This window comes from Novosphingopyxis iocasae, from assembly GCF_014334095.1.
Taxonomy (GTDB): domain Bacteria; phylum Pseudomonadota; class Alphaproteobacteria; order Sphingomonadales; family Sphingomonadaceae; genus Novosphingopyxis; species Novosphingopyxis iocasae.
On sequence record NZ_CP060495.1, the window covers coordinates 2,446,829 to 2,470,835 of the forward strand.

Below are 24,007 nucleotides of genomic sequence, written 5' to 3' on the forward strand. Positions count from 1 at the left end.
TCCTAGTCCTTCTGGAAGATGGTGTGGCCCACCTGGCGAAGCGGCAGGTTCATTTCGGTGATGGATTCCGAATGGCCCAGCATGATCCACCCGCCGGGTTTCAAATTACTGCACAGCCGGCCGATTACCGCCTCCTGCGTCGGCCGATCGAAATAGATCAGGACGTTGCGGCACATGATGATGTCCATCGGGCTGCCCACCGGATAGCGCGCGTCCATGAAGTTCAGCTGCGCATAGCCGACCGCCGAGCGCAGGGCGGGGACGATGCGGACATTCTCGCTGGCGGGGTCGATCGGTTCCATCACATAGCGCTTGCGCAGAACCGGCGGCACCGGATCCAGCAGCGTGCGGGGATAGATGCCGCGCCGGGCCACATCGAGCACTTCGCTGTCGAGATCGGTGGCCAGAATGCCATATTCCGGGCCGCCGTGCCGCTGCGCGAAATCGTCGAACAGCATCGCCATGGTATAGGATTCCGCGCCCGTCGAGCAGCCCGCGCTCCAGGCCCTGAGCCGGCGCGTGCCCGCCGCCATGATCGCGGGCAGGATGGTGCTCTCCATATAGTCGAAATGCTTGGGCTCACGGAAGAAATCGGTCTTGTTGGTGGTGACCGCGTTCAGCAGATGCTCCGTCTCGCCCTCACCGAAATCGCCGTCGAACAGCGCCTCGCAATATTCATCGAGATCGGCCGTGCCGGTGGCTCGCACGCGCCTGCGCAAGCGCCCTTCGAGCATGGTTCGCTTGGTCAGCGGTATCTTGATCCCCGAAAGTTCGTGAATATGGGCTGCAAGCCGCGCGAAGTTGCGCTGGGATATGTGGTCTTCGGTAATCGGGGAGGCGGCAAGAGCTGCTGAGGCCATGTCACAAAATCCGGAAGGGGCTGACGGCGGCCCGGAAGGGCCACCGGCTCGAAGACGATCGAGACGATGCGCCGGAGCGGAAAGCCGCTCAAGCCGCCTGCAGGCCGGGAAGCATTGCCGCTTCCTCGCTGGAAAAGAATGTCGCCAGGTCCACCAAGATGACGAAGCCGTCGTCCTGCCGCACGACGCCGTCGATATAATCGGACCGCCAGCGCATGCCGATATCGGGTGCCGGTTCGATCTGATCCGCCGAGAACGCGGTGACGTTGAGCACCCGGTCGACAACCAGGCCCAGCGCGACGTTACGGTCGGCGAGGGCAAGGTCCACGATCAGGATGCGCGTGGTAAGTGTCGGTTCCTGCATCGGCAGGCCCATGCGGGTGCGCAGGTCCACAGTCGGTACGCCTGCGCCGCGCACATCGGTGAGGCCCAGGAGCCAGTCCGGCGCCTGGGGGACGCGAAATACCGGAGCATAATCCAGTATCTCGCGCACCATGCCGACCGGAACCGCGAAGATCTCGTCCCCCAAGCCGAATGTTACGGCCTGGGTTTCGGTGCCGCCCGTCATGCCGCCTGACCGAAGTCGGCGTCGTCCGCGTCCGGGCCGCCGCTCGAGAGGTCGAGCGCGAAGCCGCGGGCGCGTTCCTGCTGGTCGCCCACGCTGTTCGGCTTGAACTTGGGAGCGGCCTTCTTGGCTTTGGGCGCGGCAGCCCTGGAGGCCGCCTTCTTCGCTTTCGACGCATTGACCGACTGGACCGCATCGTCGGCAGCCACCCGGAAGAAGGCGATGGCCGACTGCAGATTCTCGGCGCGGCTCGCCAGTTCCTCGGACGTGTTGGAGATCTGCTCCGACGCCGTGGCGTTTTGCTGGGTCACCGTATCGAGCTGCTGGATCGCTTCGTTGATCTGGCTGGCACCGATGTCCTGCTCGCGGCACGCGGCGCTGATCTCGGTCACCAACTCGGCGGTACGACGGATATCGGGGACCAGCTTGGTCAGCATGTCGCCGGCCTGCGTAGCGGCGGTGACGGTTTCGGTCGACATCGAGCCGATTTCCGCCGCGGCAGCCTGGCTGCGTTCGGCCAGCTTACGCACTTCGGAGGCAACCACTGCGAAGCCGCGGCCATGTTCGCCCGCCCGCGCCGCTTCGACCGCGGCGTTGAGCGCCAGAAGATCGGTCTGACGTGCGATTTCCTGCACGATCTCGATTTTCTCGACGATGGTGCGCATCGCGCCGACCGCCTTTTCCACCGCGACACCGCTTTCCTGGGCATCGGTGGAGGACTGGCGAGCGATCTTCTCCGTCTGCGCGGCGTTGTCGGCGTTCTGTTTGATGTTGGAGGCCATCTGTTCCATCGAGGCGGAGGCCTCTTCGGCGGAAGCGGCCTGTTCGGTCGCACCCTGCGAAACCTGTTCCGCGCTGGCCGACATCTGCTGGCTGCCCGAGGCAACGGCATCGGAAGCCGAAGTGGTGTCGCCGATGACTTTGCGCAGACGCTCGACCATCATCGCCACCGAAGCAAGCACGCTGTCGAGGTCGTTCGGCTTGACGTCGACTCTGACGGTCAGGTCGCCTTCGGCAACCTTACGTACCACGCCGCTTACGAAAGCGGGTTCGCCGCCAAGCTGCTTGAGCACCGAGCGCGTCACCAGAAGGGCGGCACCCACGCCGATCACCAGCGCGATGGCGATCAGGATCATGAAGATCATGCGAGCGCTTTCAAAGATCGCGTCTCCTTCGAGGCTGGCGGCGTCGCCACCCTCGACGTTCATCTTGACCAGTTCGCTCAGTGTATCCTGCAGGGCGTAGAAGTTTTCGCGCGAAGCAATAAGAGCCTGCTCTGCTTCAGCATTCTGACCGGCCGTAGACAATTCGAGGATGCGCGCACTGTCCGCATCATAGGCCTTCGTCTCGATGAGATATCTGTCATAGACTGCGCGCTCTTTGGGAGAAGAAATCAGCTTCTCATATTCCTTCTCTTGCTGATCCAGCTTAGCGTTTGCAGCCTCGAAATTGTCCTGCGCACGCTTCTTGCCCTGGGGCGTTTGCGCCAGCACGTTGCTGTATTGCTGGGTACGGACTTCGGCCGTCAAAGTGTTCATGCGGTGGATCGTGTCGATGCTGGGTAACCAGTTTTCGGTGATGACCGTCGATTGATCGTTGATGGAACTCATTTGCGTGATGCCGAGCCAGCCGAGCGCTCCGGTCAGGAGCAGGATGGCCGAAAAGGCAGCCGCCAGCTTCGCTTTAAGTGTCATGTTCATGGCTGTTCACCTGGTTCAAAAAGAATAAGCGGGAAATTTCGAGAAAACTGAAATGCGTTAAGCCGCCGCGGCCATGCCGGAGGGGGGCGACCGCAAGGTGGGCTCGAAGATCGCGGGAAGATCGGGAATGACGATTACGCCGTCACCCCGGCGCGCGAGGCAGCGGACATGCTTGCGGTTCCACCGCATCCCCACCATCGGTGGTTCCTCGCAGGAAGACTCAGCGATGCCGGCGACTTCGAGCACCTTGTCGGCCCGGAAGCCGAGCCAGTGCTGCTCTTCGTCCAGTTCGGTCTCGATCACCACGATCCGGCTGTCGATGGTGGCCTCTGCAGGCTCCATGTCGAAGGCGAGACGCAAGTCGGCGAGCGGGATGATCTTTCCGCGGAAATTGATCACGTCGCTCACCATTGCGGGGGCACCCGGCACCGTGGTGGAGGTGACCACGTCGAGAATTTCGCGCACGATCATCGCCTCCAGCGCAAACACCTCGCCCTGAAGTTCGAAGTGCAGGAATTCCTCGCCATCTTCGGATTTTTCGGATGTTGGATTGGTCGTCATTCTATCCCGCGGCCTGCAGCCGCTCCTCCTGTTGCTGGGCGAGGGAGACGAGTTGCGGCACATCCAGGATCAGCGCGACGGCGCCGTCGCCCAGGATAGTCGCGCCGGAGAAGGAAGCCGCGCTCCGGTGGAAGGCGGACATCGACTTGATGACCGTCTGATGGTTCCCAATGATCTGATCCACCACCAGGCCGACCCGTTCGGCGCCGGTCGAGACGACGATGATCTTCTGATAAGGATCGGGTTTCGTACCGCTGGTAAACAGCTCGCGCAGGCGCAGGAACGGCACCAGCGCACCGCGCAGCGAGATCAGGCTGCGTCCGCGATGGCGCATATCGTCTTCCAGCGACAGCTCGATGCACTCTTCCACGCTGGACAGCGGAATGACGTAGCGCTGCTCGCCTACGCGGACCAGCAAGCCTTCGATGATCGCGAGCGTCAGCGGAATGCGCAGCGCGATGGTCGAGCCTTGGCCCGGTTCGCTGGTCACCTCGATGGTGCCGCGCAGGCTTTCGATCGTGCGCTTGACCACGTCCATACCCACGCCGCGGCCCGACAGATTGCTGATGGTGGCGGCAGTGGAAAAGCCGGGATGGAAGATGAGCTGGAACAGATCCTGGTCGCTCAGCACCTGATCGGGCTTGATCAGACTGTTCTCTTCAGCCTTGGCGCGCACGCGGTCCCGGTTGATCCCGCGGCCATCGTCGCGGATGGTGATCACCACCTCGCCGCCCGCCTGATGCGCCGACAGGGTGACATTGCCTTCTTCGGGCTTGCCCGCCGCGCTGCGTTCCTCAGGCGTTTCCAGCCCGTGATCGCAGGAATTGCGGACAAGATGGACGATCGGATCGAACAATCGCTCGATCACCGTCTTGTCGACTTCGGTGCCTTCGCCCTCGGTCGTCAGCGTGATGGCCTTGCCGGTCTCCTCGGACAGATCGTGGATCAGGCGGCGGAACCGACCGAAGAGAGATGATACAGGCACCATGCGCATCACCATCATGGTGTCGCGCAGTTCACCCGAAAGCCGTTCGATCTCCTCCGAGACGGACCGCAAGGCGAGATCGATATTGCCGTGGGCGATCTGCGAAAGACGGCTCTGGGCGATGACCAGCTGGCCCACCCGGTCCATCAATTCATCGAGCCGCTCCGCGGGCACGCGCAGCGTATCGCCGGCGGTCTTGCCGCCTTGTGCCTTGCCGTCCGCCGCGGACGCATTGCCTACAGCTGCTTTTTCTTGTGTGGGCGTCGCCGCTGCCTCGCGCGAAGGCGGAGCTGACGTGCTCTGGGTTTCGGCGGGCGCATCGGCCAGCGGCTCTATCGATAGCTCCATGTCGTCCATCACAAAGATGAACACATCTTCGATATCGTGCCGGTCGATCGCGCCTTTCAGCGTGACATCCCAGCCCAAATGGCATTCGCGCGGGTCAAGATCGGCCCATGCAGGAATCTGATCGGTGAGGAGGGCAATCTCGCATTCCCCCAGCTCGCGCAGTTCGTCGAGCAGGAAGAGCGGATTGGTGCCGTTCGCCATGCAGTCGGCAGGCAGGCGAAAGCGAACGCGCCAGCCTTCGGCCTCCTCGCCTTCCGCCGGAGCGGAGGCGGGCGGTGCCTGGCCAGAAGCCGCCGCAACGGCTTCGCTCAACTTGCCAAGGATCAGCGCCTGTTTTTCTTCGTCCACCTCTCCATCGACCAGCGCCCGCATGCGATCCTGCGCGCTCAGCACAATGGAGATAAGTTCCGGCGTCGTCGCAACCGCGCCTTTGCGTACCTGATCGAACGCGCTCTCGCAGTGATGCGTAAAGCCCGCCAGATCGTCAAAGCCGAACATCGCGCCCGATCCCTTGAGCGTGTGCAGCCCGCGGAACACCGCGTTGACAAGGTCCTTGTCGCCAGGGTTCTCGGCCAGGTCCAGCAGTGCCTGCTCGACTTCGTTCAGAACGTCGGCCGCTTCGATCCGGAAGGTTTCGATCGGATCGGAATGGTCCTGACCGCTCACCGGCCGAGCACTTTGCGTGCAACCTTGGTCAGCTGCTCAGGCACGAAGGGCTTCACCAGCCAGCCGGTCGCGCCCGCCGCCTTGGCCTGCGCCTTCATATCGGCGTCGGATTCCGTGGTGAGGAAAATGATGGGCACACCGGCCTGCGCGGGCTGCTTGCGTAACTCGCGGATCATGGAGAGCCCGTCCATCTTCGGCATGTTGAGATCGGTCACGATCATGTCGAATTTGTTCGCATTGGCTGCGGCAAGGCCTTCTTCACCGTCACCGGCCTCCGTTACAGTGTAACCAGCACCGGTCAGCGCGATGCGGATCGCCATGCGGATGGAGGGGGAATCATCCACCGTCAGAATGGAAGCGGTCATTGGCTGAGTTCTCCGTGAAACCAGAATGCGTGATCTTCGGCATCCGCATGGGTGAGCCGCCCCGAACGTTGGAGCAGATCAGCCAGCGGGCCGGTTGCGGGATGGGAAAGATGTATTGGCTTGCCGCGGCCTGACGCATCGATCCGCGCCGCTTCGACAAGTTGCAGGAAGCTGAGATCGACGGTCTGCAGTTCGCCAATATCGATGCGCACCTCGCCTTCGTCGGCAAGAGCGTGATCGATGGCGGCGCGCCACTCTTCGATATTGGTGATGGTTGCGTATTCGAGCGCAACGGACGTACGACTGGTACTGACTTCGGATGAGATCAAGATGCCGCCCCCTGGATACAGCGATTTGATCGTAAGTGGCACGCGGTGGTTAACGCAGCGTAAAGTATGGGAAGCACTGTTATCAGTCGCCGAAATAAGTGGTGAGTAATGCGGGGTTCAGGACTTTTCAGGGCAAAGTCGGACTACGCCGTTTTGTCTACGGCATGACTGGCGCAAGCGTGTCAGCGCGAATCAACTTCCAGTTTTGCTTGGTCCGATTCGGTACGATCATCGGTCCGCTTCGGTGCCGATTGCACGGTAGGGGTTAGGGATCTGTTCAGCACGGCGCGGCATGACGCTCATGTATGAGCAAGCATTTCCGCGTGATCGATGGCGGCTATCGCAAAGCGCCGCGTAGTTACCGGCCGGGCCGTGGTGCACGCGCCGATCGCCGTACATCTTTCGATCGCTGGCTGATGGCCGCGCCGGTGCTTCTGTTCGCGGCCATTCTCTGGGGGCCGGAGTGGCTCGCCGGAGAAGGGATCGCAGTGCCGGGCCTGTCGGCGGCGGCACCGTCCGGACCGGGCGAGCGGCTGGCCTTCTCAAAATGCCATCGCGGCGGCGGTATCAACTGTGTCGTCGATGGCGACACCATCTGGATGCACGGTGAGAAAATCCGGCTGCTGGACATCGACACTCCCGAAACCCACCCCCCGCGCTGCGCCCGAGAGGCAGAGTTGGGCCATGCGGCCACCAACCGCCTCCACGCGCTGCTGAACGGCGGCGCCGTGAGCGTCTCGCGCGACGGCACAGACCGCTACGGCCGCACCCTCGCCCGGGTCTATGTCGATGGCGCCCCGGTGGGCGATCGCCTGATCGCCGAGGGGCTGGCGCGGCCCTATGGGAATGGGCGCAGGCCTTGGTGCTGAGCGGTTTTGCCGTGCGGATGCATGCTGTGCAACTCATCTCGACGCATTTCATGCTGCACCGCAGCAAATGCTTCCTATATGATAGAGCCGCCCGCGTTTAAGGTTTGAGCTCATGCGTGACACCAATCTGCCGAACGGTTTGCCTGCCGGTATTTCCGATGCCCTTACGGAGGCGTTTGCCGGATTGCGCGGCGGCCCGCAGCCCACCGCCGGGCGGCTGGAGCGGTTCGACGACTTCGCGTCCAATCCCGGCGCGCTTTCGGCCTATCGCTACATCCCGGCCGATCTGGCGCCCTGCGCGCCGCTGGTGGTGGTGCTGCACGGCTGCACGCAGCACGCGCAGGGCTTCGATCGCGGCAGCGGATGGTCCCATCTGGCGGACCGTTACGGCTTTGCGTTGCTGGTTCCGGAGCAGACGCGCGGCAACAACCCCAATCTCTGCTTCAACTGGTTTCAGCCCAAGGACACCGCGCGTGGGGAAGGCGAAGTGGCCTCGATCGCATCCATGATCGAGGCGACGGTGACGCGCCACGGGCTCGATCCCGCCCGCGTGCACATCACCGGCCTTTCGGCGGGCGGCGCGATGACCGCCTCCATGCTCGCCGCCTATCCGGATCTGTTCGCGAGCGGCGCGATCATCGCCGGACTGCCGCACGGTATTGCGCGCAATGTGCCGCAGGCGCTGGACGCGATGGCCGGGCGAAGCACCGCCGATGCCGGTTCGCTGGGCGATCATGTCCGCGCCGCATCGGAGCACCAAGGCCCCTGGCCGCGCGTATCCGTGTGGCAGGGCAATGCCGATCACACCGTGGTGGCGGCCAATGGCGATGCAGTGGCCGCCCAATGGCGCAGCGTCCACGGACTGGAAGGCCCGCCCGCGCTCACCGAAAGCATCGGCCCCCACCGCCGCAGCGCGTGGACCGATGCCGAGGGGCGCGAACTGGTCGAACTCTACGCAATTGCCGGCATGGGCCACGGCGTACCTCTGCGTCCCGGCACGGGCGACGGAGAGGCCGGAACGGCGGGCGCGCACATGCTGGACGTAGGACTGGATTCCACCGGCCGTATCGCCGCCTTCTTCGGCCTGACCGAAGTTAAAGGGGCTAAAGCTAGCGCCGCGAAATCAAAAGCTTCGACGTCGCGCAAAGCCACCGCCAAAGTGGTGCACCTCCCCCCCAAAGCCGAGCCCAAGCCGGAGCCCGAAACAACCGGCGTCCAGGCGGTCATCGAAAAGGCACTGAGGGCAGCGGGATTGATGTGAGTAACCAAACGTCTTCTCGCGTGTCCGAAGTGCTCTTTAGTTCTGCAGGCGTTTAGACCGATTGGCTCTGGAGGCTGACGAAATGGTCGAAATCCTCCGCACAGGCTCGAACCTCGTCCCGCCAGCACAGCGCAACGAAGGTGGCGCAAGACCGTGCTTGGCAGTTGATCGACTTGGCGGGGTTGAACTCGATGTCGCTGAAGGCATCGAAGCGTCCTAGTTTTTGCGCCCATTCGCTATGGGGCGCGATCGCGCGAATATAGATCCAGTCATAGAAGGCGGTGGCAGGGCTTAGCGGATAGTCACGGCCCTCGAAGCGGAAAGCGATCAGATTGCCGCTTTCGCGCAGTCGCGGGTCACGTTTGGCCTCGCGCGGCGAAACGTGATAAAGATCCGTGTAAGGGCCGCCGTCCTGAAAGACCTTGCTACCTTGAAACCAGCATTCGAGCGGCGCTTCATACCCATCGTTGCAGAGTGGTAGATGAAATGCGCTCAGCCTGGTGCCCGCTTTACGCTCCGATTTGCTCGATATCTCAAGAATATAGGGAAGGCCTCGGTTCCGCGCGGCAGCTTCATGCAACGCGCTTACATTTTTTTTCTTTTGCGAAGCTGCCATGCCCGGGTGCCAAGTGAACTCCACCGGCACTTCGGTCACTAGTTTGGAGCCGGTACGGTTTGGGACAAAAACGGGGCGCTTTGCCATCGGACTTAAAGGTTTAAGATCATGTCGAGCGGCACCTGGTCAGGAATAAGAAGTTCGTATTTGTAAGCCAGCTGTTTGCGGGCCTGAACGCCCTTATCTTTCCAATCTGTTTTGTCGTAACAAACTTCCAGATCAAGATTCGGTAGCATCTCTTCCACCGGGAGTGGCACGGCCCCAGTTTTGATAGAGACCTCCTTGGTAGCGATTGCGCCTTCGGCCCTTACGATGGCTGGATTGATCTCCAGAAACTTCGTCTCTCCTATATGCCCATTCTGCTTCTGGACATATTCCATCGGATGCTGATTCCAGAAGCAAAGGTGAACATAGCGGTTCAGGCGATAATGCGCATCGAGATCTCTGCTGAGCTGTGTTCCGCCTGGTTTGGGCGGGCGCAGCCCCATCTCCTCCATCTTGACTAAGGAAAGGAGTCCGTGCTCACGGATGGAAGGTAGATTCTGCAGATCAGTAAAGTGATAGAAACAGGAATTGTGAGAGCCCTTCATTCGGGCCAATAGACTTTCGACGGTGCTCATCATTACCTCCGGATTGGAGGCGTGGCTTAGCGTTCCGACATGCTATTCGCGCGCGGAGACGGGGTCATTATGGAGGAACTCCACTCCATTTCGGTTGCAGTTGGTTCAGGTCGCCTGAAAGAACGACTTTCCTCTGCAGAAAGTCTGCGCAGCAAGGGGTGAAGGCGGCGAGCTTGCGAACTACTCACTCGCATTCCCTGCTGACCACGTCATCCAAGAAACGGATCGTTCGCGGTGATATCTGCACCTATGTCGGTGTCAGGGGTCCAAAGCGAAATAGCCCGAAGCAATAGATGAGTAGCGGAGCGAATAACCGCTACTTTTGTTTTCGGATTACAGAGGCCGAAGGCGCGCCCGTTTTTATAAGCGCGCCATGCTAAGCGCGAGAGGTTTGTTCGAGTGGAAATCGAAATGAGGTCCCTTCCACTCGAACATTTTTAGGTCCAAGAGTTACTCTGCCGCAACCCCGGCCTGCGCGAACATGTCCTCGCCCTCGTCCGCCACAACGTCCTCATTCGCGACCTTCTTCTTGCGCCGGTCGAAACTGTCCCAGACCTCGTTCCAGTTTCCGCGGGTGGCCGCCTTGGAATATTCGGTGGCGCGGGTTTCGAAGAAGTTGGCGTGCTCCACGCCGTTCAGCAGCGGGGCGAGCCAGGGGAGGGGATGTTCGTCGATCATGTAGACCGGCTTCAGGCCCAACTGTCCAAGACGCCAGTCGGCGATGTAGCGGATATATTTCTTGATCTCGTTCGCCGTCATGCCGGGCACTGGGCCCATTTCGAAGGCAAGATCGATGAACGCATCTTCCAGCCGCACGGTCTTCTGGCAGGCATCGGTGATGTCTTCCTTCACCGCCTTGGTGAGGCAGTCGCGCTCCGCGCAGAAGGCGTGGAACAGCTTGGTGATACCCTCGCAGTGCAGGCTTTCGTCGCGCACGGACCAGGACACGATCTGGCCCATGCCCTTCATCTTGTTGAAGCGCGGGAAGTTCATCAGCATCGCGAAGCTGGCGAACAGCTGCAGCCCTTCGGTGAAGCCGCCGAACATGGCGAGCGTGCGGGCGATATCCTCGTCCGAATCCACGCCGAACTGCTGCAGATAGTCATGCTTGTCGCGCATCTCCTGATATTCCAGGAACATGCCATATTCGCTTTCGGGCATGCCGATGGTGTCGAGCAGGTGCGAATAAGCGGCGATGTGCACCGTCTCCATATTGGAGAAGGCGGTGAGCATCATCTTCACCTCGGTGGGCTTGAACACGCGGCCATATTTGTCGTGATAGCAATCCTGCACCTCGACATCGGCCTGGGTGAAGAAGCGGAAGATCTGCGTCAGCAGGTTACGCTCATGCTCGGACAGCTTCTGCGCCCAATCGCGGCAATCCTCGCCCAGCGGCACCTCTTCGGGCATCCAGTGGATCTGCTGCTGGCGTTTCCAGAAGTCATAGGCCCAGGGATATTCGAAGGGCTTGTAGGTCTTGCGGGCTTCGGTGAGGGACATGGCGGTTTGCCTCCTTATGGCGGGCTAAAAAGTAATGGCGAGTATGATGAAAAGGACGCCGAGGGCGGCGATGACGAGACCGGCGGTGCGGACCACGCGGGGCGGGCTCTCACCCGCCTTGCGCTGGCTGTAATAGCCGGTGCCGATCAGGATCGCGCCGATCAGCAGCACCAGGCCGGGGATGAAGAACAGCCAGTTCACAGGCTGGCCCTTCGCGCGGTGTGCGTCAGACGATATGATAGCGGAACAGCATGACGATGAGCGAGACCATCGCGCCGATCAGCAGCAGTCCCGACGTGGCGAACATGGCGGCGCGCTTCTGCCCATCGTCCACATTGCGCGCGAAGGTGGATAGAGCGGCGGCGCCGATGAACACCGCGATGATCAGGATGATGAGCGTCATGACCCTCCCTTAGCACAATGCGGCTGTACGCGCGCTGACCTGCGGCGAACGACATGCGGACAGCGGTGGAAAGCGCGGAGGCCGCGGAACGATCGGGCGCCCCCGTGCATTGAACCTTTGAGAGACCGGCGGAAAAGACCGGTATAAAATCAAGCAGTTCGCAGGAAGGAAGAGGTTTATGTTCGATAAGTTTCGGATCAAGGAACATATGGAAGTGGTCGGCAAGAACGGCCAGCATGTCGGCACCGTCGACGAGAAGGAAGGCGATCGCATCAAGCTCACCAAGAGCGACAGTGACGACAACCGCCACCACTTCATCGACGAAGACATGGTCGACCGTGTGGAGGACAACCGTGTCTATCTGAAGGTTGATCAGCCGACCGCGGAAGACGTCAAAGTCTAAGTGTACCGAACAAGAGTTTCGCGCCCGGGCGACCGGGCGTGCAAAAGCGGCCCCGGAAAGCCTCGCGCTTTTCGGGGTCGACCTTTGTGGGGAAGGCACGCGTCTCACAGGAACGCCGCGATGGCCATTATGACGCCGGCCGCGATGTAGACCGGCACCATGCGGCGCAAAAAACGCCCTTGCGCGGACTCATATTCGACGGTGCCAGAACGGTATTGCGTAGGCTCGTCCTCACGAACGAACAGGCGCTGAGGCTCCGCCCGGATATAGAGGCCGACAGCGACAAAGGCGATACCGGCCGTCAGCAGGATCCAGTCCGAAAAGGTCAATATCCTATCCCCCGTCGCCGGCTTGCCCGGACGTCCGTCTTAGATGCGTTCAGGACGACCGATCGACCCCGGCCGCCTTCACTGGCAGGCCAGGCATTCGTCGTAATCGGTGGTGCCGGCGGTGGTCATCAGCTCGACCTTCTTGGGATCGAGCGTGTTGTCCGCCTCCACGCCGCCGCGCACGTCCTCGGGCTCCTTGCTGCCCGCGAACCCGGCGCGCTGGACGCTCTTGGAACGCAGATAATAAAGCGACTTCACGCCCAGCTCCCACGCGCGGAAGTGGAGCATCAGCAGATCCCACTTTTCCACATCGGCCGGGATGAACAGGTTCAGCGACTGCGCCTGATCGATATAGGGCGCGCGGTCCGCAGCCAGTTCGAGGAGCCAGCGCTGGTCGATCTCGAAGCTGGTCTTGAAGCTGTCTTTCTCTTCCGGCGTCAGGAAGTCGAGATGTTGGACGCTGCCGCCCTTCTCCAGGATCGAGTTCCAGACATTGTTGCTGTCCTTGCTCTTCTCGCGCAGCAGCGCCTCGAGATGCGGGTTCTTCACGACGAAACTGCCCGACAGCGTTTTGTGCGTGTAGATATTGGCCGGGATCGGCTCGATGCAGGCGCTGGTGCCGCCGCAGATGATCGAGATCGACGCGGTCGGCGCGATGGCCATCTTGCAGCTGAAGCGCTCCATCACGCCCATATCTTCGGCATCGGGGCACGGGCCGCGTTCCTTGGCCAGCATCATCGATGCGGTGTCCACCTGCGCGCGGACATGCTTGAAGATCTTGAGGTTCCAGCTCTTGGCGAGCGCGCTCTCGAAGCCAAGGCCGCGCGCCTGGAGGAAGCTGTGATAGCCCATCACGCCAAGGCCCACGGAACGCTCGCGCGCCGCGCTATATTTGGCGCGCGCCATTTCGTCGGGCGCCCGCTCGATGAAATCGGTCAGGACATTGTCGAGGAAGCGCATCACGTCCTCGATGAACATCTTGTCCGTGCTCCACTCATCCCATTTTTCGAGGTTGAGCGAGGACAGGCAGCAGACCGCGGTGCGATCGTTACCCAGATGGTCGGTGCCCGTGGGCAGCGTGATTTCGCTGCACAGATTGGACGTGGAAACCTTCAGGCCCAGATCGCGATGATGCTTGGGCATGCTGTTGTTCACCGTGTCGGAGAACACGATATAGGGCTCACCCGTGGCTAGGCGGGTTTCGACCAGCTTCTGGAACAGCGCGCGTGCGTTCACTGTCGCCCGCACGCTGCCGTCCTTGGGCGATTTCAGATCGAAATCGTCGCCGGCGCGCACCGCCTCCATAAACTCGTCCGATATCAGCACGCCATGGTGCAGGTTCAGCGCCTTGCGGTTGAAGTCTCCGCTGGGTTTGCGAATTTCGAGGAATTCCTCGATTTCCGGGTGCGAGATGTCGAGATAGCAGGCGGCCGAACCGCGGCGCAGCGAGCCTTGCGAGATGGCGAGGGTGAGCGAATCCATCACCCGTACGAAGGGGATGATGCCGCTGGTCTTGCCGTTGAGGCCGACGGGCTCACCGATGCCGCGCACGCTGCCCCAATAGGTGCCGATGCCGCCGCCGCGGCTCGCCAGCCACACATTCTCGTTCCAGGTGTTGACGATGCCTTCCAGCGAATCGTCGACCGAGTTCAGGTAGCAGCTGATCGGAAGGCCCCGGCCGGTGCCGCCATTGGACAGCACGGGCGTTGCCGGCATGAACCAGAGCTTGGAAATGGCATCATAGAGACGCTGCGCATGCTCCTGATCGTCCGCATAAGCGGATGCGACGCGGGCGAAGAGATCCTGATAGCCCTCGTTCGGCAGCAGATAACGGTCTTCCAGCGTTTCCTTGCCGAAATCGGTGAGGAGCGCATCGCGGGAGGGATCGGTGACGACATCGAACCGGCGCGCGTCGATCGACTTGCTGCCGCCCGCACCGGTCGTGGTGGTTTCGGCTTCCTGGTCCACCGTGGTCCGCTCTTCCATGACGCTCGCCTTGTTCATCGCTTCCGTTTCCCTGAAATCCAACGCCCCGCCCTCCAAAGTTATTCACAACTTGCTAACGGCAGGCCGGTCTAGGGTACGAATCGTTTATGCCGGAAAAGCAGTGCCTTCCGGTTGCAATTTCTACCATGGGTATCCTGGAGATACCCGCAAGATATGGTGTGGCTTGTGCCGCGTCGCTACATTTTGTGGTGTAAATTGCTAGCGCCTCTCGTGCAACGCCGAAAACAGCTTGCAATGTGAGCAGCCAGCTAAAAGCCGCGAAAAAGCTAACGATTTGTTGAGCAAAAATTTCTCTGCGCTGATGATGCGGGCGGATGGAAATCATTTCCAGAACAAATCCGTTCACTGCCAGCAGCGCTTGGCTGAACGAATGTCAAAAGCTTATTTGCTCGGCGTCGGAGCTGCCGCGCCTTCAGGTGTCGAAGTTCGGATAGCGGCGCGGTCCTAGTTCGCTCGGAACGAACGTGAGCTCGAACGAATCACTGACGGGAATATCAGGATCGCCCCGGGTATCTCGAACCCATACCTTCGCCAGTGTGAAGGATCGCCTTTGGTATGGTTGTTCACGAAATGTCTTCATTAGGTATTTCCTCGCTCGACGCGCAGCCCTCACAGCGCAAACACAAGATGTTGTATGTTTGGAGACCAACCACCTACCAGATAGGCTTTGACCGGACGAAACTGCAAGAGGGTTAACCGGCTTTTCACTTCGCGCTCAGTGACTTCCGTGATCCGTTTGCCAACGGATGCCTTCGCGACTCGTGGAGTGAGGGTGGTTTTGGTTCAGGGAAAGGCCGGAACGAGGGGTGAAAAAATTTTTCCGCGGATGCACAAGCGGACGCACCGGTACACTCTGTCGTCATTGCTACCAGCGCTGACGCAGGGATGTGAACGGGCGCCCAAGCGCCCATCCTTTCCCCCGGCGCCCCGGGCCCCTATATCGGCCCGCGTGCCACCCGAGGTTCATCATTCCGGCGCGGAGCCGGCCATCCTCCCCACGCTGAAGCGCTTCCTGCCTTATCTCTGGCCGAAGGATTCGCCGGGCCTTCGCGGGCGGCTGACGCTGTCCGGCCTGCTCGTGCTGCTTGCCAAGGGCGGGGCGCTGCTCGTCCCCTTCGCTTATAAGGCGGTGGTGGACCGGATGTCGGGCGATACGCCGGGCGCGCTGGCAATCATCCTCCTTCTGGTGGGCGCCTATATCCTAGCGCGCTTTGCCGGCGTGGCGTTCGATTCGCTGCGGCGCGTGGCGTTCGAGCGGGTGGGGCAAACGGCCACGCATCGCCTTGCCAGCCGCACCTTCGAACATCTCCACAAGCTCTCGCTGCGCTATCATCTCTCCCGCCGCACGGGCGAGGTGACCAAGGTGGTGGAGCGCGGCACCAAGACCATCGACACGATGATCTATTTCCTGCTCTTCAACATCGCGCCCACGGTGGTCGAGCTCGTGGTGGTGCTGGTGGTGTTCTACATGAAGCTGGGGATCGGCTCGGTCCTCGCCACCGTCTTCATGGTGTGGCTCTACATCTTCTTCACCCGCAAGGTGACGGACTGGCGCAACCATCTGCGGCAGGAGATGAACGACCTCGATACCCGCGCGATCGGGCGCAGCGTGGATTCGCTCTTGAATTACGAGACGGTAAAATATTTCGGCGCCGAGGACCGTGAGACCGCGCGGTACAGCCATGCGGTGCAGACCTATGCGCGCGCGGCCGAAAAATCGGAAAATTCGCTCGGCTTCCTCAATATCGGCCAGGCCTTCATCACCAATGCGATGATGCTTGGCGCCATGCTCTACACGGTGTGGCTTTGGGACAGCGGCGATCTGACGGTGGGCGACCTTGTGCTGGTGAACGGCCTGCTGATGCAGCTTTTCCGTCCGCTCGATCTGCTCGGCATGGTCTATCGCATGATCCGGCAGGGGTTGATCGATATGGCCGCGATGTTCGATTTGATGGATACCGAGCCGGAGATCGTCGATGCGCCGGGTGCGCTGCCGCTGGCGGTGGAGCATGGCCGCGTCGAATTTCAGGACGTGCGCTTTGCCTATCATGAGGATCGCACGATCCTGCACGGCATCAGCTTCGCCGTGCCCGCGGGCCACACGTTGGCGCTGGTGGGGCCGTCGGGCGCGGGCAAGTCCACCATCGGGCGGCTATTGTTCCGCTTTTACGATCCGCAAAGCGGGCGCATCCTGATCGACGGGCAGGACATCGCGCAGGTGCAGCAGGCGAGCTTGCGCGATCAGATCGGCATCGTGCCGCAGGACACCGTGCTGTTCAACGATACGATCGGCTACAACATCGCCTATGGCAAACATGGCGCGACCGGGGACGAGGTGGAAGAGGCCGCGCGCGGCGCCGCCATCGACGGCTTCATCGCGCAGCTGCCGCAGGGTTACGATACGCAGGTCGGCGAGCGGGGCCTGAAGCTTTCGGGCGGGGAGAAGCAGCGCGTGGCAATTGCGCGAACGCTCCTCAAAAACCCGCCGATCCTGATCCTGGACGAAGCGACCAGCGCGCTCGATAGCCGGACAGAGGATGCGATCCAGGAGACGCTGGACCGGATCGCGCGGCGCCGCACCACGCTGATCGTGGCGCATCGCCTGTCGACCGTGACGCATGCAGATGAGATCATCGTGCTCGATCACGGCCGCATCGCGGAACGGGGCAACCATGCCGCGCTGTTGGCGCAGGACGGGCTCTATGCCGAAATGTGGCGGCGTCAGGCCGAGGAGCGCGAGACGCAGCAGGCGGCGGAGTAAATCTGCGGCGCGCCCCTTAGGTTTTTCCCGCGTCCGGCGCCTTCAGCCTGTAGTCAGCCGCGCGGTGCTACCCATATAGCTATCAGGCGGTCTGCGCGGCCGGTTCTCGGCTCTTCCGTGATCCGCCCAAGACAGAAAGGCCACCCATGCTTTCCCGCAAATTTCTCTTCAAAACCCTCCTTGCCAGCTCGGGCCTCGCGCTCGCGGGCATTGCCATGCCGGCTATGGCAGATGCGCCGCCGGCCAAGCCTGCCAAATCCGCGCCTGCAGCGGCGGCGAACCCCTTTGCCAAGCCCAGCCCGCTGCCCTTCCAGGCGCCCGATTTCAGCGCGATCAAAGACAGCGACTATGCGCCCGCCTTCCAAATGGGCATGGCGCAGCATCTGGCCGAAGTGAACCGGATCGCAAACAGCAAATCCGCGCCGACTTTCGACAACACCATCGTCGCTATGGAAAAGTCCGGCCGCCTGCTGGACCGCGTGAGCCAGGTGTTCTTCGCGGTCAGTCAGGCGAACAGCAATCCGGCGCTGCAGGCGGTAGAGACCGAGATCGCGCCGAAGCTCGCCGCGCATAGCGATGCGATCTATTTGAACAAGAAGCTGTTCGACCGGGTCGAGACGCTGTGGAACGCGCGCGATACGCTGGGCCTCGATCCCGAGCAGGCGCAGCTCCTGAAAGTCTATCATCAGAACTTCATCCAAGCCGGTGCGCAGCTAAACCCCGCGGATCAGGCCAAGCTGAAGGAGATCAACAAGGAGCTCTCCACGCTTTCCACCCAGTTTTCGCAGGATCTGCTCGCAGCCACCGCGGACGGCGCGCTGGTGGTCGATGACAAGGCGAAGCTGGCGGGGCTTAGCGATGCGGAGATCCAGAACGCCGCAGATGCCGCGGCGGAGCGCGGAATGCAGGGCAAATATCTGCTGGGCCTGCAGAACACGACGCAGCAACCGCTGCTGCAGGACCTCAACGACCGCGCCACGCGCGAGGCGTTGTTCAATGCCAGCTGGACCCGCGCCGAAAAGGGCGGAAAGAACGACACGCGCGCCAGCATCGCCACCATCGCCAAGCTGCGCGCGGACAAGGCCAAGCTGCTCGGTTATGATAGCTATTCGGCCTATGTGCTGAGCGACCAGATGGCCGAAACGCCCGAGGCGGTCGCCGATTTCATGGCCAAGCTGGTCCCCGCCACCGCCGCGCAGGAACGGCGCGAGGCTGCGGTGCTGCAGCAGCAGATCCAGGCCGACGGCGCCGATTTTCAGCTGAAGCCCTGGGATTGGGACAAATATTCCGAGGAAGTGCGCAAGGCCAAATATGATCTCGATGAGGCGCAGGTGAAGCCCTATTTCGAGATCAACAAGGTGCTGGAAGACGGCGTGTTCTACGCCGCGAACCAGCTTTACGGCCTGACCTTCAAGGAGCGTACCGATCTGCCGGTCTATCAGCCGGACGTGAAGGTCTACACCGTCTACGACAAGGACGGCTCCGAACTCGGCCTCATGTATTTCGATTACTGGAAGCGCGACAACAAGGCGGGCGGCGCCTGGATGTCGAACTTCGTCGGCCAGTCCAAGCTGCTTGGCACGAAGCCGGTGATCTACAATGTCGCCAATTTCCAGAAGCCCGCGCCGGACGAGCCTGCGCTGATCAGCTTCGACGACGTCACCACCATGTTCCACGAATTCGGCCACGCGCTGCACGGCCTGTTCGCGGATCAGACCTATCCCACGCTGTCGGGCACCAATGTGGCGCGCGATTTCGTGGAATTCCCGTCGCAGTTCAACGAGCATTGGGCGCTCGATCCGAAAGTGCTCTCGCATTATGCGGTGAACTACAAAACGGGTGAGGCGATGCCGCCCGAACTGGTCGCCAAGATCAAGAAAGCGGCGACGTTCAATCAGGGTTATTCGCTGGGCGAGGTGCTGGCCGCCGCGCAGCTCGATCTGAAATGGCATGCGCTTCCCGCCAGCGCGCCGAAGCAGAATGTCGACGCGTTCGAGGCGAAGACGCTGGCCGATATGGGACTGGATACGGCGGACGTGCCGCCGCGCTATCGCTCCAGCTATTTCCGCCACATCTGGGCGAACGGCTATGCCTCGGGCTATTACGCCTATCTCTGGACCGAGATGCTCGACGACGACGCCTATAGCTGGTTCATGGACCATGGCGGGCTGACGGCGGAAAACGGCCAGCGCTTCCGCGACCTGATCCTGTCCAAGGGCCACACCATGGATTATGGCCCCATGTTCCGCGCCTTCTACGGCAAGGATCCGGAGATCGGCCCGATGCTGGAATCGCGCGGTCTGACCACCGCCGCTATAGGTGACGGCACCGCCCCGCCCACCGCGGACGGCCCGGCACAGGCACCGACGAGTGACGCGGGGCATACTGCGGGCTGACGAGCGGCGCGTCGTCATTGCGAGAAGCCGCTAGGCGACGCGGCAATCCAGAGCGGATGCAGCACTGCAACGGCTCTGGATTGCTTCGCCTGCGGCTCGCAATGACGATTTGCTTCGGCGCGCATCGGCGCGTGGTCCCCCTGCTCCTTCGGAGCGGGGGGTTTTCTAATGTTCGTAGATCATCTTCACGGTCATCCCGCCGTCGACCGCGAAATGCTGTCCGGTGACGAAACCGGATTGCTCGCCCGACAGATAATCGACCGCCGCGGCGATATCTTCCGGTTTGCCGATGCGGCCCACCGGATGCTGCTGCCGGTCGACATCGCGATGCTCGGGATTCTCGTTCCGCTCGCTCGCTTTCTGCCATGGGCCGGTCTCGATCCAGCCGGGCAGGACGGCGTTGACGCGCACGTCCGGCCCCAGGCTGATCGCCAGCGCATGAGTGAGCGCGAGAAGGCCGCCCTTGGCCGAGGCATAAGGCTCGCTGTTCGGTTCGCTCATCACCGCGCGGGTGGAGGCGATGTTCACGATCGCACCCTTGCGGCGCTTCAGGCCCGGCACGAAGGCGCGCGCGCACAGAAAGGCGCTGGTGAGGCTGGCATCGATCCACGCCTGCCAATCGGCAAAGGATAGCTCCTCGATCGGCCCGGCATAGGGCGTTGCGATCCCGGCATTGTTGACGAGCAGATCGATGCCCGCAGGCTCGCCCTCCTGCCACTCGGCGATATCCTCGAACGCGCGGCCCACCGCATCTTCCTTGCCGACATCGCAGGCGATCGCGAGTAGCGGTTTGCCCGGATAGGCGCCGCGCAAATCCTCGACGGCTTCGGAGTCCTTATCCAGCGCAACGGCGCGCCAGCCCTTTTCAAGGAAATGGTGAACGATAGCGCGCCCGATACCCTGCGCGCCCCCGGTGACGATGGCGATCTTGGTCATAGGGCGGTGAACGCGCCCCTTGCAGGATGGTTCAGTGCGCCGGTTTCACCGTGATTGCGAGGCCGCAGGCCGAGGCCGAAGGCGACCGCAGGTCAACCAATCCAGGGCGTTCGCAGCGCTATATTCGCCCTGGATTGCCGCGTCGCCTGATGGCTCCTCGCAATGACGGAGCGCTGGGTCGCCCCGTCAGCCGCTGTTCCTCAGCGCCGTCGCGATCGCGTTGATCGTTAGCTGGATGCCTTCGCTGATGCGTGGATCGTCCTCGCCCGCACGGTGGCGCTTCATGAGTTCGATCTGAAGCTGGTTGAGCGGCTCGATATAGGGCAGGCGCAGGCGGATGGATTCCAACAGCGAGGGGTTGGATTCCAAGAGATAGCTCTCGCCCTTGGCTTCCAGAAGGCCGTCATGCGCGCGGTGCCATTCGCTTTCGATGCGGGCAAAGATCGCGTCGGCGAAATCCTTGTCCGGCACCAGATCGGCATAGCGGCGGGCCAGCGCCATGTCGGATTTCGCCAGCACCTGCTCCATATTGGCGAGCGTGGCGCGGAAGAACGGCCATTCGGCGGCCATTTCCTTCAGGAGCGCCTTGTCCTCGAACGCCTCGAGCGCGGTGCCCACGCCGTACCAGCCCGGCAGCATGATGCGCGCCTGCGCCCAGCTGAACACCCAGGGGATGGCGCGCAGATCCTGAATCCGCTGGCCTTTCTTGCGGCTGGCGGGGCGCGATCCGATCTTCAGGCCGCTGATTTCGGTGATCGGCGTTGCTTGAAAGAAGAAATCGGAGAAATTGTCGGTGCCGTAGACGAGATCGCGATAGGCGGCGAAGGCGCTGTCCGACAGCGCCTGCATCCCATCGGAATAGCGCGCGCGATCGTCCAGCTTCACGCGCCGATCGCCCATCGTCGCCAGCATGGTGGCGGAAACCATCGCCTCCAGCGCGACGGCGGCATTGTCCACCGTGCCATATTTGGCGGCGATCACCTCGCCCTGTTCGGTGATGCGGATGCGGCCCTGCACAGTGCCGCGCGGCTGCGCGCGGATCGCGTGGAAGGCGCTGCCGCCGCCGCGGCCCACCGCGCCGCCACGGCCGTGGAACAGCCGCATGCCGTAGCCTGCCTCCTCGAACACCGGGGCCAGCGCGCGGCTCGCCATGTTGAGCTGCCAGGTGGAGGTCAGATAGCCGCCATCCTTGTTAGAATCGGAATAGCCGATCATCACTTCCTGCACGCCGCCCGCGCCCAACAGATTCTTGATCGGCGGCAGCGCGAAGGCGGTGCGCATGACATCCGGTGCGTTTTCAAGGTCCGCGACCGTCTCGAACAGCGGCACGGCGCGCAGCGGACAATGCGGGGTGCCGTCCTCATCCACGCGGTAGAGCCCGGCTTCCTTGAGGAGCAGATAGACCTCGAGCATGTCCGAAGCGGTCTCGCCATGGCTGATGACGTAATTGTCCATCGCCGCAGGGCCGTAGGAGGCAAGCATGTCCGCTGCAGTGTGCAGGATCGCGAGTTCCTTCGCGGTCTCCTCCGAATGCTCGGCGGTGATGGAGGCGAGCGGGCGGTTGTGCGCCAGTTCGGCCACGAGCAGGTCGATGCGCGCCTGTTCGTCCATCGCGGCATAATCGTCGGTCACGCCGCCGGCCTTCAGAAGCTCGGCCACCACGCGTTCGTGCACGCCGCTGTCCTGGCGCATGTCGAGCGTGGCGAGGTGGAAGCCGAACACCTCCACCGTGCGGATCAGCCGGCCGAGCGCGCCGCCCGTCGCCAGCGCGCCGTCGCCGTCCGTGGACAGCGCATTAGCGAGAACGGCGAGTTCCGCGCGCAGGTCGGCAGGCGCGTCATAGGGAACGCCGGGCAGCGGGGAAGGGCGCGCGGGCGCCTCTCCGATCAGCTTGCGATAGGTGGCGGCGAGGCGCGCATAGATGCCGGAAATGACGCGGCGATAGGGCTCGTCCTCCCGGCTGGGCGCATCGTCGCCGCTCGCTTCGGCCAGATCGAGCACGGCCTGCGGCACGTCCGAATATTTGCTGGAGAGCGAAAGCTCTCCGCCCAGCGCGTGCACCATCTCCAGATAATGGCCGAGCGCGGCCTCCGCTGCGCCCTTGAAGGCCAAGCGCATGGTCGCCGCATCGACATAGGGGTTGCCGTCACGGTCCCCGCCGATCCAGCTTCCGAGCTTCAGGAATGCGGGCAGGCGCGTGCCCAGCTCCTTGTCCCAGCGCGCATAGAGCAGCGGCAGCGCCGGCAGGAACACGTCGCGCATATAGGCGCGGGCATTGTCGATCTCGTCGGCGACGAACAGGCGGCGTTCGCGAAGCGGGCGCGTCTGCCAGAGCAGCGCGACCTGGCGGCGGATCGCATCCTCGACATTGTCGCCCTCCGGCGTCGTCTCGTTGCCCTTGTCGCGCAGGCGCATCAGCGTGGCGATGCGCGTCTTGTGGTCGATCACGCTCTTGCGGCGCACCTCAGTGGGGTGGGCGGTAAGCACGGGGACGACCGCCGCGCCCTCCAGCATATCGGCGACCGAGGCGCGGGTGACGCCCTGTTCCTCCAGCGCGACGAGCGCTTCGGCGACGCTCGCGCCTTCCTCGCGCGCCACGCCCTGCCGGTCTTCGGCGAGGTTGGCGAGCAGAGAGAACAGCATGAAGCCGCGCACGAAATCCAGCGTGCCGTCCAGATCGAGCGCATCCAGTTCGGGCACCGCTGCGGCACCGGGCGTGGCGCTCCGGTGGCGCTCAACACTGGCGCGGCGGATCGCCTCGGTCTTCGCGTACAGTTCTTCCCCGCCATAGCTGCGGATCACATCGCCGAGGATGCGGCCCAGGAAGCGGATGTCGGGGTTTTGCGAGATCGGGGGTAGGTCAGCCATGATGTATGTTGTGCGTTGCAGCACCGGGGGCGTCAAGGCGGAGTGGACTAATCCTCCAGCTCGATGTCCCAATACAGCCAGTCGTGCCAGCTTTCGTGCAGATAATTGGGCGGGAAACCGCGGCCGCGCTCCTGCAGCTGCCAGCTGGTGGGCTTATGCGGCTTCATGAACAGCTGCATATGCGCCTCGCGCGGGGTGCGGCCGCCCTTCTTCAGGTTGCACGGCAGGCAGGCGGTGGTGACATTTTCCCAGCTGGTGCCGCCGCCCTGACGGCGCGGCACGACATGATCGAAGGTCAGATTGTCCTCGCTGCCGCAATATTGGCAGGCGAACTTGTCGCGCAGGAACAGGTTGAAGCGGGTGAAGGCCGGATATTCGCTGGGCTTCACATATTGGCGCAGCGCGATCACCGATGGGATCTGCATCTGGAAGCTGGGGCTGTGCACCGCCCGGTCGTAACTGGCGACGATGTCCACCTTGTCGAGGAACACCGCCTTGATTGCGGTCTGCCACGGCCAGAGGCTGAGCGGATAATAGCTGAGCGGCGTGTAGTCGGCGTTGAGGATCAGCGCCGGACAGCTTTCCGGGTGGCGCAAACTGGCCGGATTATCCAGAATGTCGGGATGATACATGCCCGAACTCCCGCTCCTCCATTTCCT

At 62.4% G+C, this 24,007-nt stretch carries 22 protein-coding genes; 5 read left to right on the top strand and 17 right to left on the bottom strand.

Annotated features, from left to right (window positions below):
• Nucleotides 1–2: 2 nt before the first annotated feature.
• From H7X45_RS11720 to H7X45_RS11750, 7 genes are all read right to left on the bottom strand, one after another.
• Entirely contained in the window at nt 3–860 is an 858-nt protein-coding gene (locus tag H7X45_RS11720; protein ID WP_187335037.1) for a CheR family methyltransferase, read from the bottom strand.
• Nucleotides 861–948: 88 nt separating this feature from the next.
• Nucleotides 949–1,428, bottom strand: a complete 480-nt coding sequence (locus tag H7X45_RS11725) for a chemotaxis protein CheW (RefSeq protein ID WP_187335038.1) — start codon at nt 1,426–1,428, stop codon at nt 949–951.
• Nucleotides 1,425–3,125, bottom strand: a complete 1,701-nt coding sequence (locus H7X45_RS11730) for a methyl-accepting chemotaxis protein (protein WP_187335039.1) — start codon at nt 3,123–3,125, stop codon at nt 1,425–1,427. The genes H7X45_RS11725 and H7X45_RS11730 overlap by 4 nt, the downstream gene beginning before the upstream one ends.
• Before the next feature lie 57 nt (nt 3,126–3,182).
• Nucleotides 3,183–3,686: a chemotaxis protein CheW gene (locus H7X45_RS11735; protein WP_187335040.1), complete on the bottom strand. Its 504-nt coding sequence runs from the start codon at nt 3,684–3,686 to the stop codon at nt 3,183–3,185.
• Between the two features lies 1 nt (nt 3,687).
• Nucleotides 3,688–5,685, bottom strand: coding sequence for a chemotaxis protein CheA (locus H7X45_RS11740; protein WP_187335041.1), 1,998 nt, complete (start codon nt 5,683–5,685; stop codon nt 3,688–3,690).
• Nucleotides 5,682–6,050: a response regulator gene (locus H7X45_RS11745; protein WP_187335042.1), complete on the bottom strand. Its 369-nt coding sequence runs from the start codon at nt 6,048–6,050 to the stop codon at nt 5,682–5,684. The genes H7X45_RS11740 and H7X45_RS11745 overlap by 4 nt, the downstream gene beginning before the upstream one ends.
• Nucleotides 6,047–6,379, bottom strand: coding sequence for an STAS domain-containing protein (locus H7X45_RS11750; RefSeq protein ID WP_187335043.1), 333 nt, complete (start codon nt 6,377–6,379; stop codon nt 6,047–6,049). The genes H7X45_RS11745 and H7X45_RS11750 overlap by 4 nt, the downstream gene beginning before the upstream one ends.
• Before the next feature lie 305 nt (nt 6,380–6,684).
• On the opposite strand from H7X45_RS11750, the gene H7X45_RS11755 reads away from it, so the two are divergent.
• Complete coding sequence (locus tag H7X45_RS11755; protein ID WP_246449451.1) at nt 6,685–7,248, top strand: thermonuclease family protein; 564 nt, start codon at nt 6,685–6,687, stop codon at nt 7,246–7,248.
• A gap of 112 nt (nt 7,249–7,360) precedes the next feature.
• A complete protein-coding gene (locus H7X45_RS11760; protein WP_187335044.1) occupies nt 7,361–8,509 on the top strand; it encodes an extracellular catalytic domain type 1 short-chain-length polyhydroxyalkanoate depolymerase in 1,149 nt (382 codons plus the stop codon).
• A 52-nt stretch (nt 8,510–8,561) separates the two neighbouring features.
• On the opposite strand, the gene H7X45_RS11765 is transcribed toward H7X45_RS11760, so the two are convergent.
• The 5 genes from H7X45_RS11765 to H7X45_RS11785 form a co-directional block, all read right to left on the bottom strand.
• Nucleotides 8,562–9,212, bottom strand: a complete 651-nt coding sequence (locus tag H7X45_RS11765) for a DarT1-associated NADAR antitoxin family protein (RefSeq protein WP_187335045.1) — start codon at nt 9,210–9,212, stop codon at nt 8,562–8,564.
• A 5-nt stretch (nt 9,213–9,217) separates the two neighbouring features.
• Entirely contained in the window at nt 9,218–9,748 is a 531-nt protein-coding gene (locus H7X45_RS11770; RefSeq protein WP_214645492.1) for a DarT ssDNA thymidine ADP-ribosyltransferase family protein, read from the bottom strand.
• A 447-nt stretch (nt 9,749–10,195) separates the two neighbouring features.
• The gene (locus H7X45_RS11775; RefSeq protein ID WP_187335047.1) at nt 10,196–11,245 is read right to left on the bottom strand and encodes a ribonucleotide-diphosphate reductase subunit beta; all 1,050 of its coding nucleotides are present in this window, start codon (nt 11,243–11,245) and stop codon (nt 10,196–10,198) included.
• 24 nt (nt 11,246–11,269) lie between these two features.
• Nucleotides 11,270–11,446, bottom strand: a complete 177-nt coding sequence (locus H7X45_RS11780) for a hypothetical protein (protein ID WP_187335048.1) — start codon at nt 11,444–11,446, stop codon at nt 11,270–11,272.
• Nucleotides 11,447–11,471: 25 nt separating this feature from the next.
• On the bottom strand, nt 11,472–11,648 hold the full coding sequence (locus H7X45_RS11785; protein ID WP_187335049.1) for a hypothetical protein: 177 nt from the start codon (nt 11,646–11,648) through the stop codon (nt 11,472–11,474).
• A gap of 178 nt (nt 11,649–11,826) precedes the next feature.
• Here H7X45_RS11785 and H7X45_RS11790 point away from each other — a divergent pair, with 178 nt between their 5' ends.
• Nucleotides 11,827–12,051 carry a DUF2171 domain-containing protein gene (locus H7X45_RS11790; RefSeq protein WP_187335050.1) on the top strand — a complete coding sequence of 75 codons (225 nt, stop codon included), beginning with the start codon at nt 11,827–11,829 and terminating at the stop codon, nt 12,049–12,051.
• A gap of 104 nt (nt 12,052–12,155) precedes the next feature.
• Here the strand turns inward: H7X45_RS11790 and H7X45_RS11795 are convergent, their stop codons facing one another.
• Together H7X45_RS11795 and H7X45_RS11800 are read right to left on the bottom strand one after the other, a co-directional pair.
• Nucleotides 12,156–12,380 carry a hypothetical protein gene (locus H7X45_RS11795; RefSeq protein WP_187335051.1) on the bottom strand — a complete coding sequence of 75 codons (225 nt, stop codon included), beginning with the start codon at nt 12,378–12,380 and terminating at the stop codon, nt 12,156–12,158.
• Nucleotides 12,381–12,458: 78 nt separating this feature from the next.
• Complete coding sequence (locus tag H7X45_RS11800; RefSeq protein WP_187337142.1) at nt 12,459–14,366, bottom strand: ribonucleoside-diphosphate reductase subunit alpha; 1,908 nt, start codon at nt 14,364–14,366, stop codon at nt 12,459–12,461.
• Nucleotides 14,367–15,336: 970 nt separating this feature from the next.
• On the opposite strand from H7X45_RS11800, the gene H7X45_RS11805 reads away from it, so the two are divergent.
• On the top strand, nt 15,337–17,148 hold the full coding sequence (locus tag H7X45_RS11805) for an ABCB family ABC transporter ATP-binding protein/permease (protein WP_246449452.1): 1,812 nt from the start codon (nt 15,337–15,339) through the stop codon (nt 17,146–17,148).
• 146 nt (nt 17,149–17,294) lie between these two features.
• Nucleotides 17,295–19,544, top strand: coding sequence for a M3 family metallopeptidase (locus H7X45_RS11810; protein ID WP_187335053.1), 2,250 nt, complete (start codon nt 17,295–17,297; stop codon nt 19,542–19,544).
• A 165-nt stretch (nt 19,545–19,709) separates the two neighbouring features.
• Here H7X45_RS11810 and H7X45_RS11815 read toward each other — a convergent pair whose 3' ends face one another.
• From H7X45_RS11815 to H7X45_RS11825, 3 genes are all read right to left on the bottom strand, one after another.
• The gene (locus H7X45_RS11815) at nt 19,710–20,480 is read right to left on the bottom strand and encodes an SDR family NAD(P)-dependent oxidoreductase (RefSeq protein WP_187335054.1); all 771 of its coding nucleotides are present in this window, start codon (nt 20,478–20,480) and stop codon (nt 19,710–19,712) included.
• Nucleotides 20,481–20,666: 186 nt separating this feature from the next.
• The gene (ppc, locus tag H7X45_RS11820) at nt 20,667–23,348 is read right to left on the bottom strand and encodes a phosphoenolpyruvate carboxylase (protein ID WP_187335055.1); all 2,682 of its coding nucleotides are present in this window, start codon (nt 23,346–23,348) and stop codon (nt 20,667–20,669) included.
• A gap of 47 nt (nt 23,349–23,395) precedes the next feature.
• Nucleotides 23,396–23,980 carry an HNH endonuclease gene (locus H7X45_RS11825; protein WP_187335056.1) on the bottom strand — a complete coding sequence of 195 codons (585 nt, stop codon included), beginning with the start codon at nt 23,978–23,980 and terminating at the stop codon, nt 23,396–23,398.
• Between the last annotated feature and the right edge of the window lie 27 nt (nt 23,981–24,007).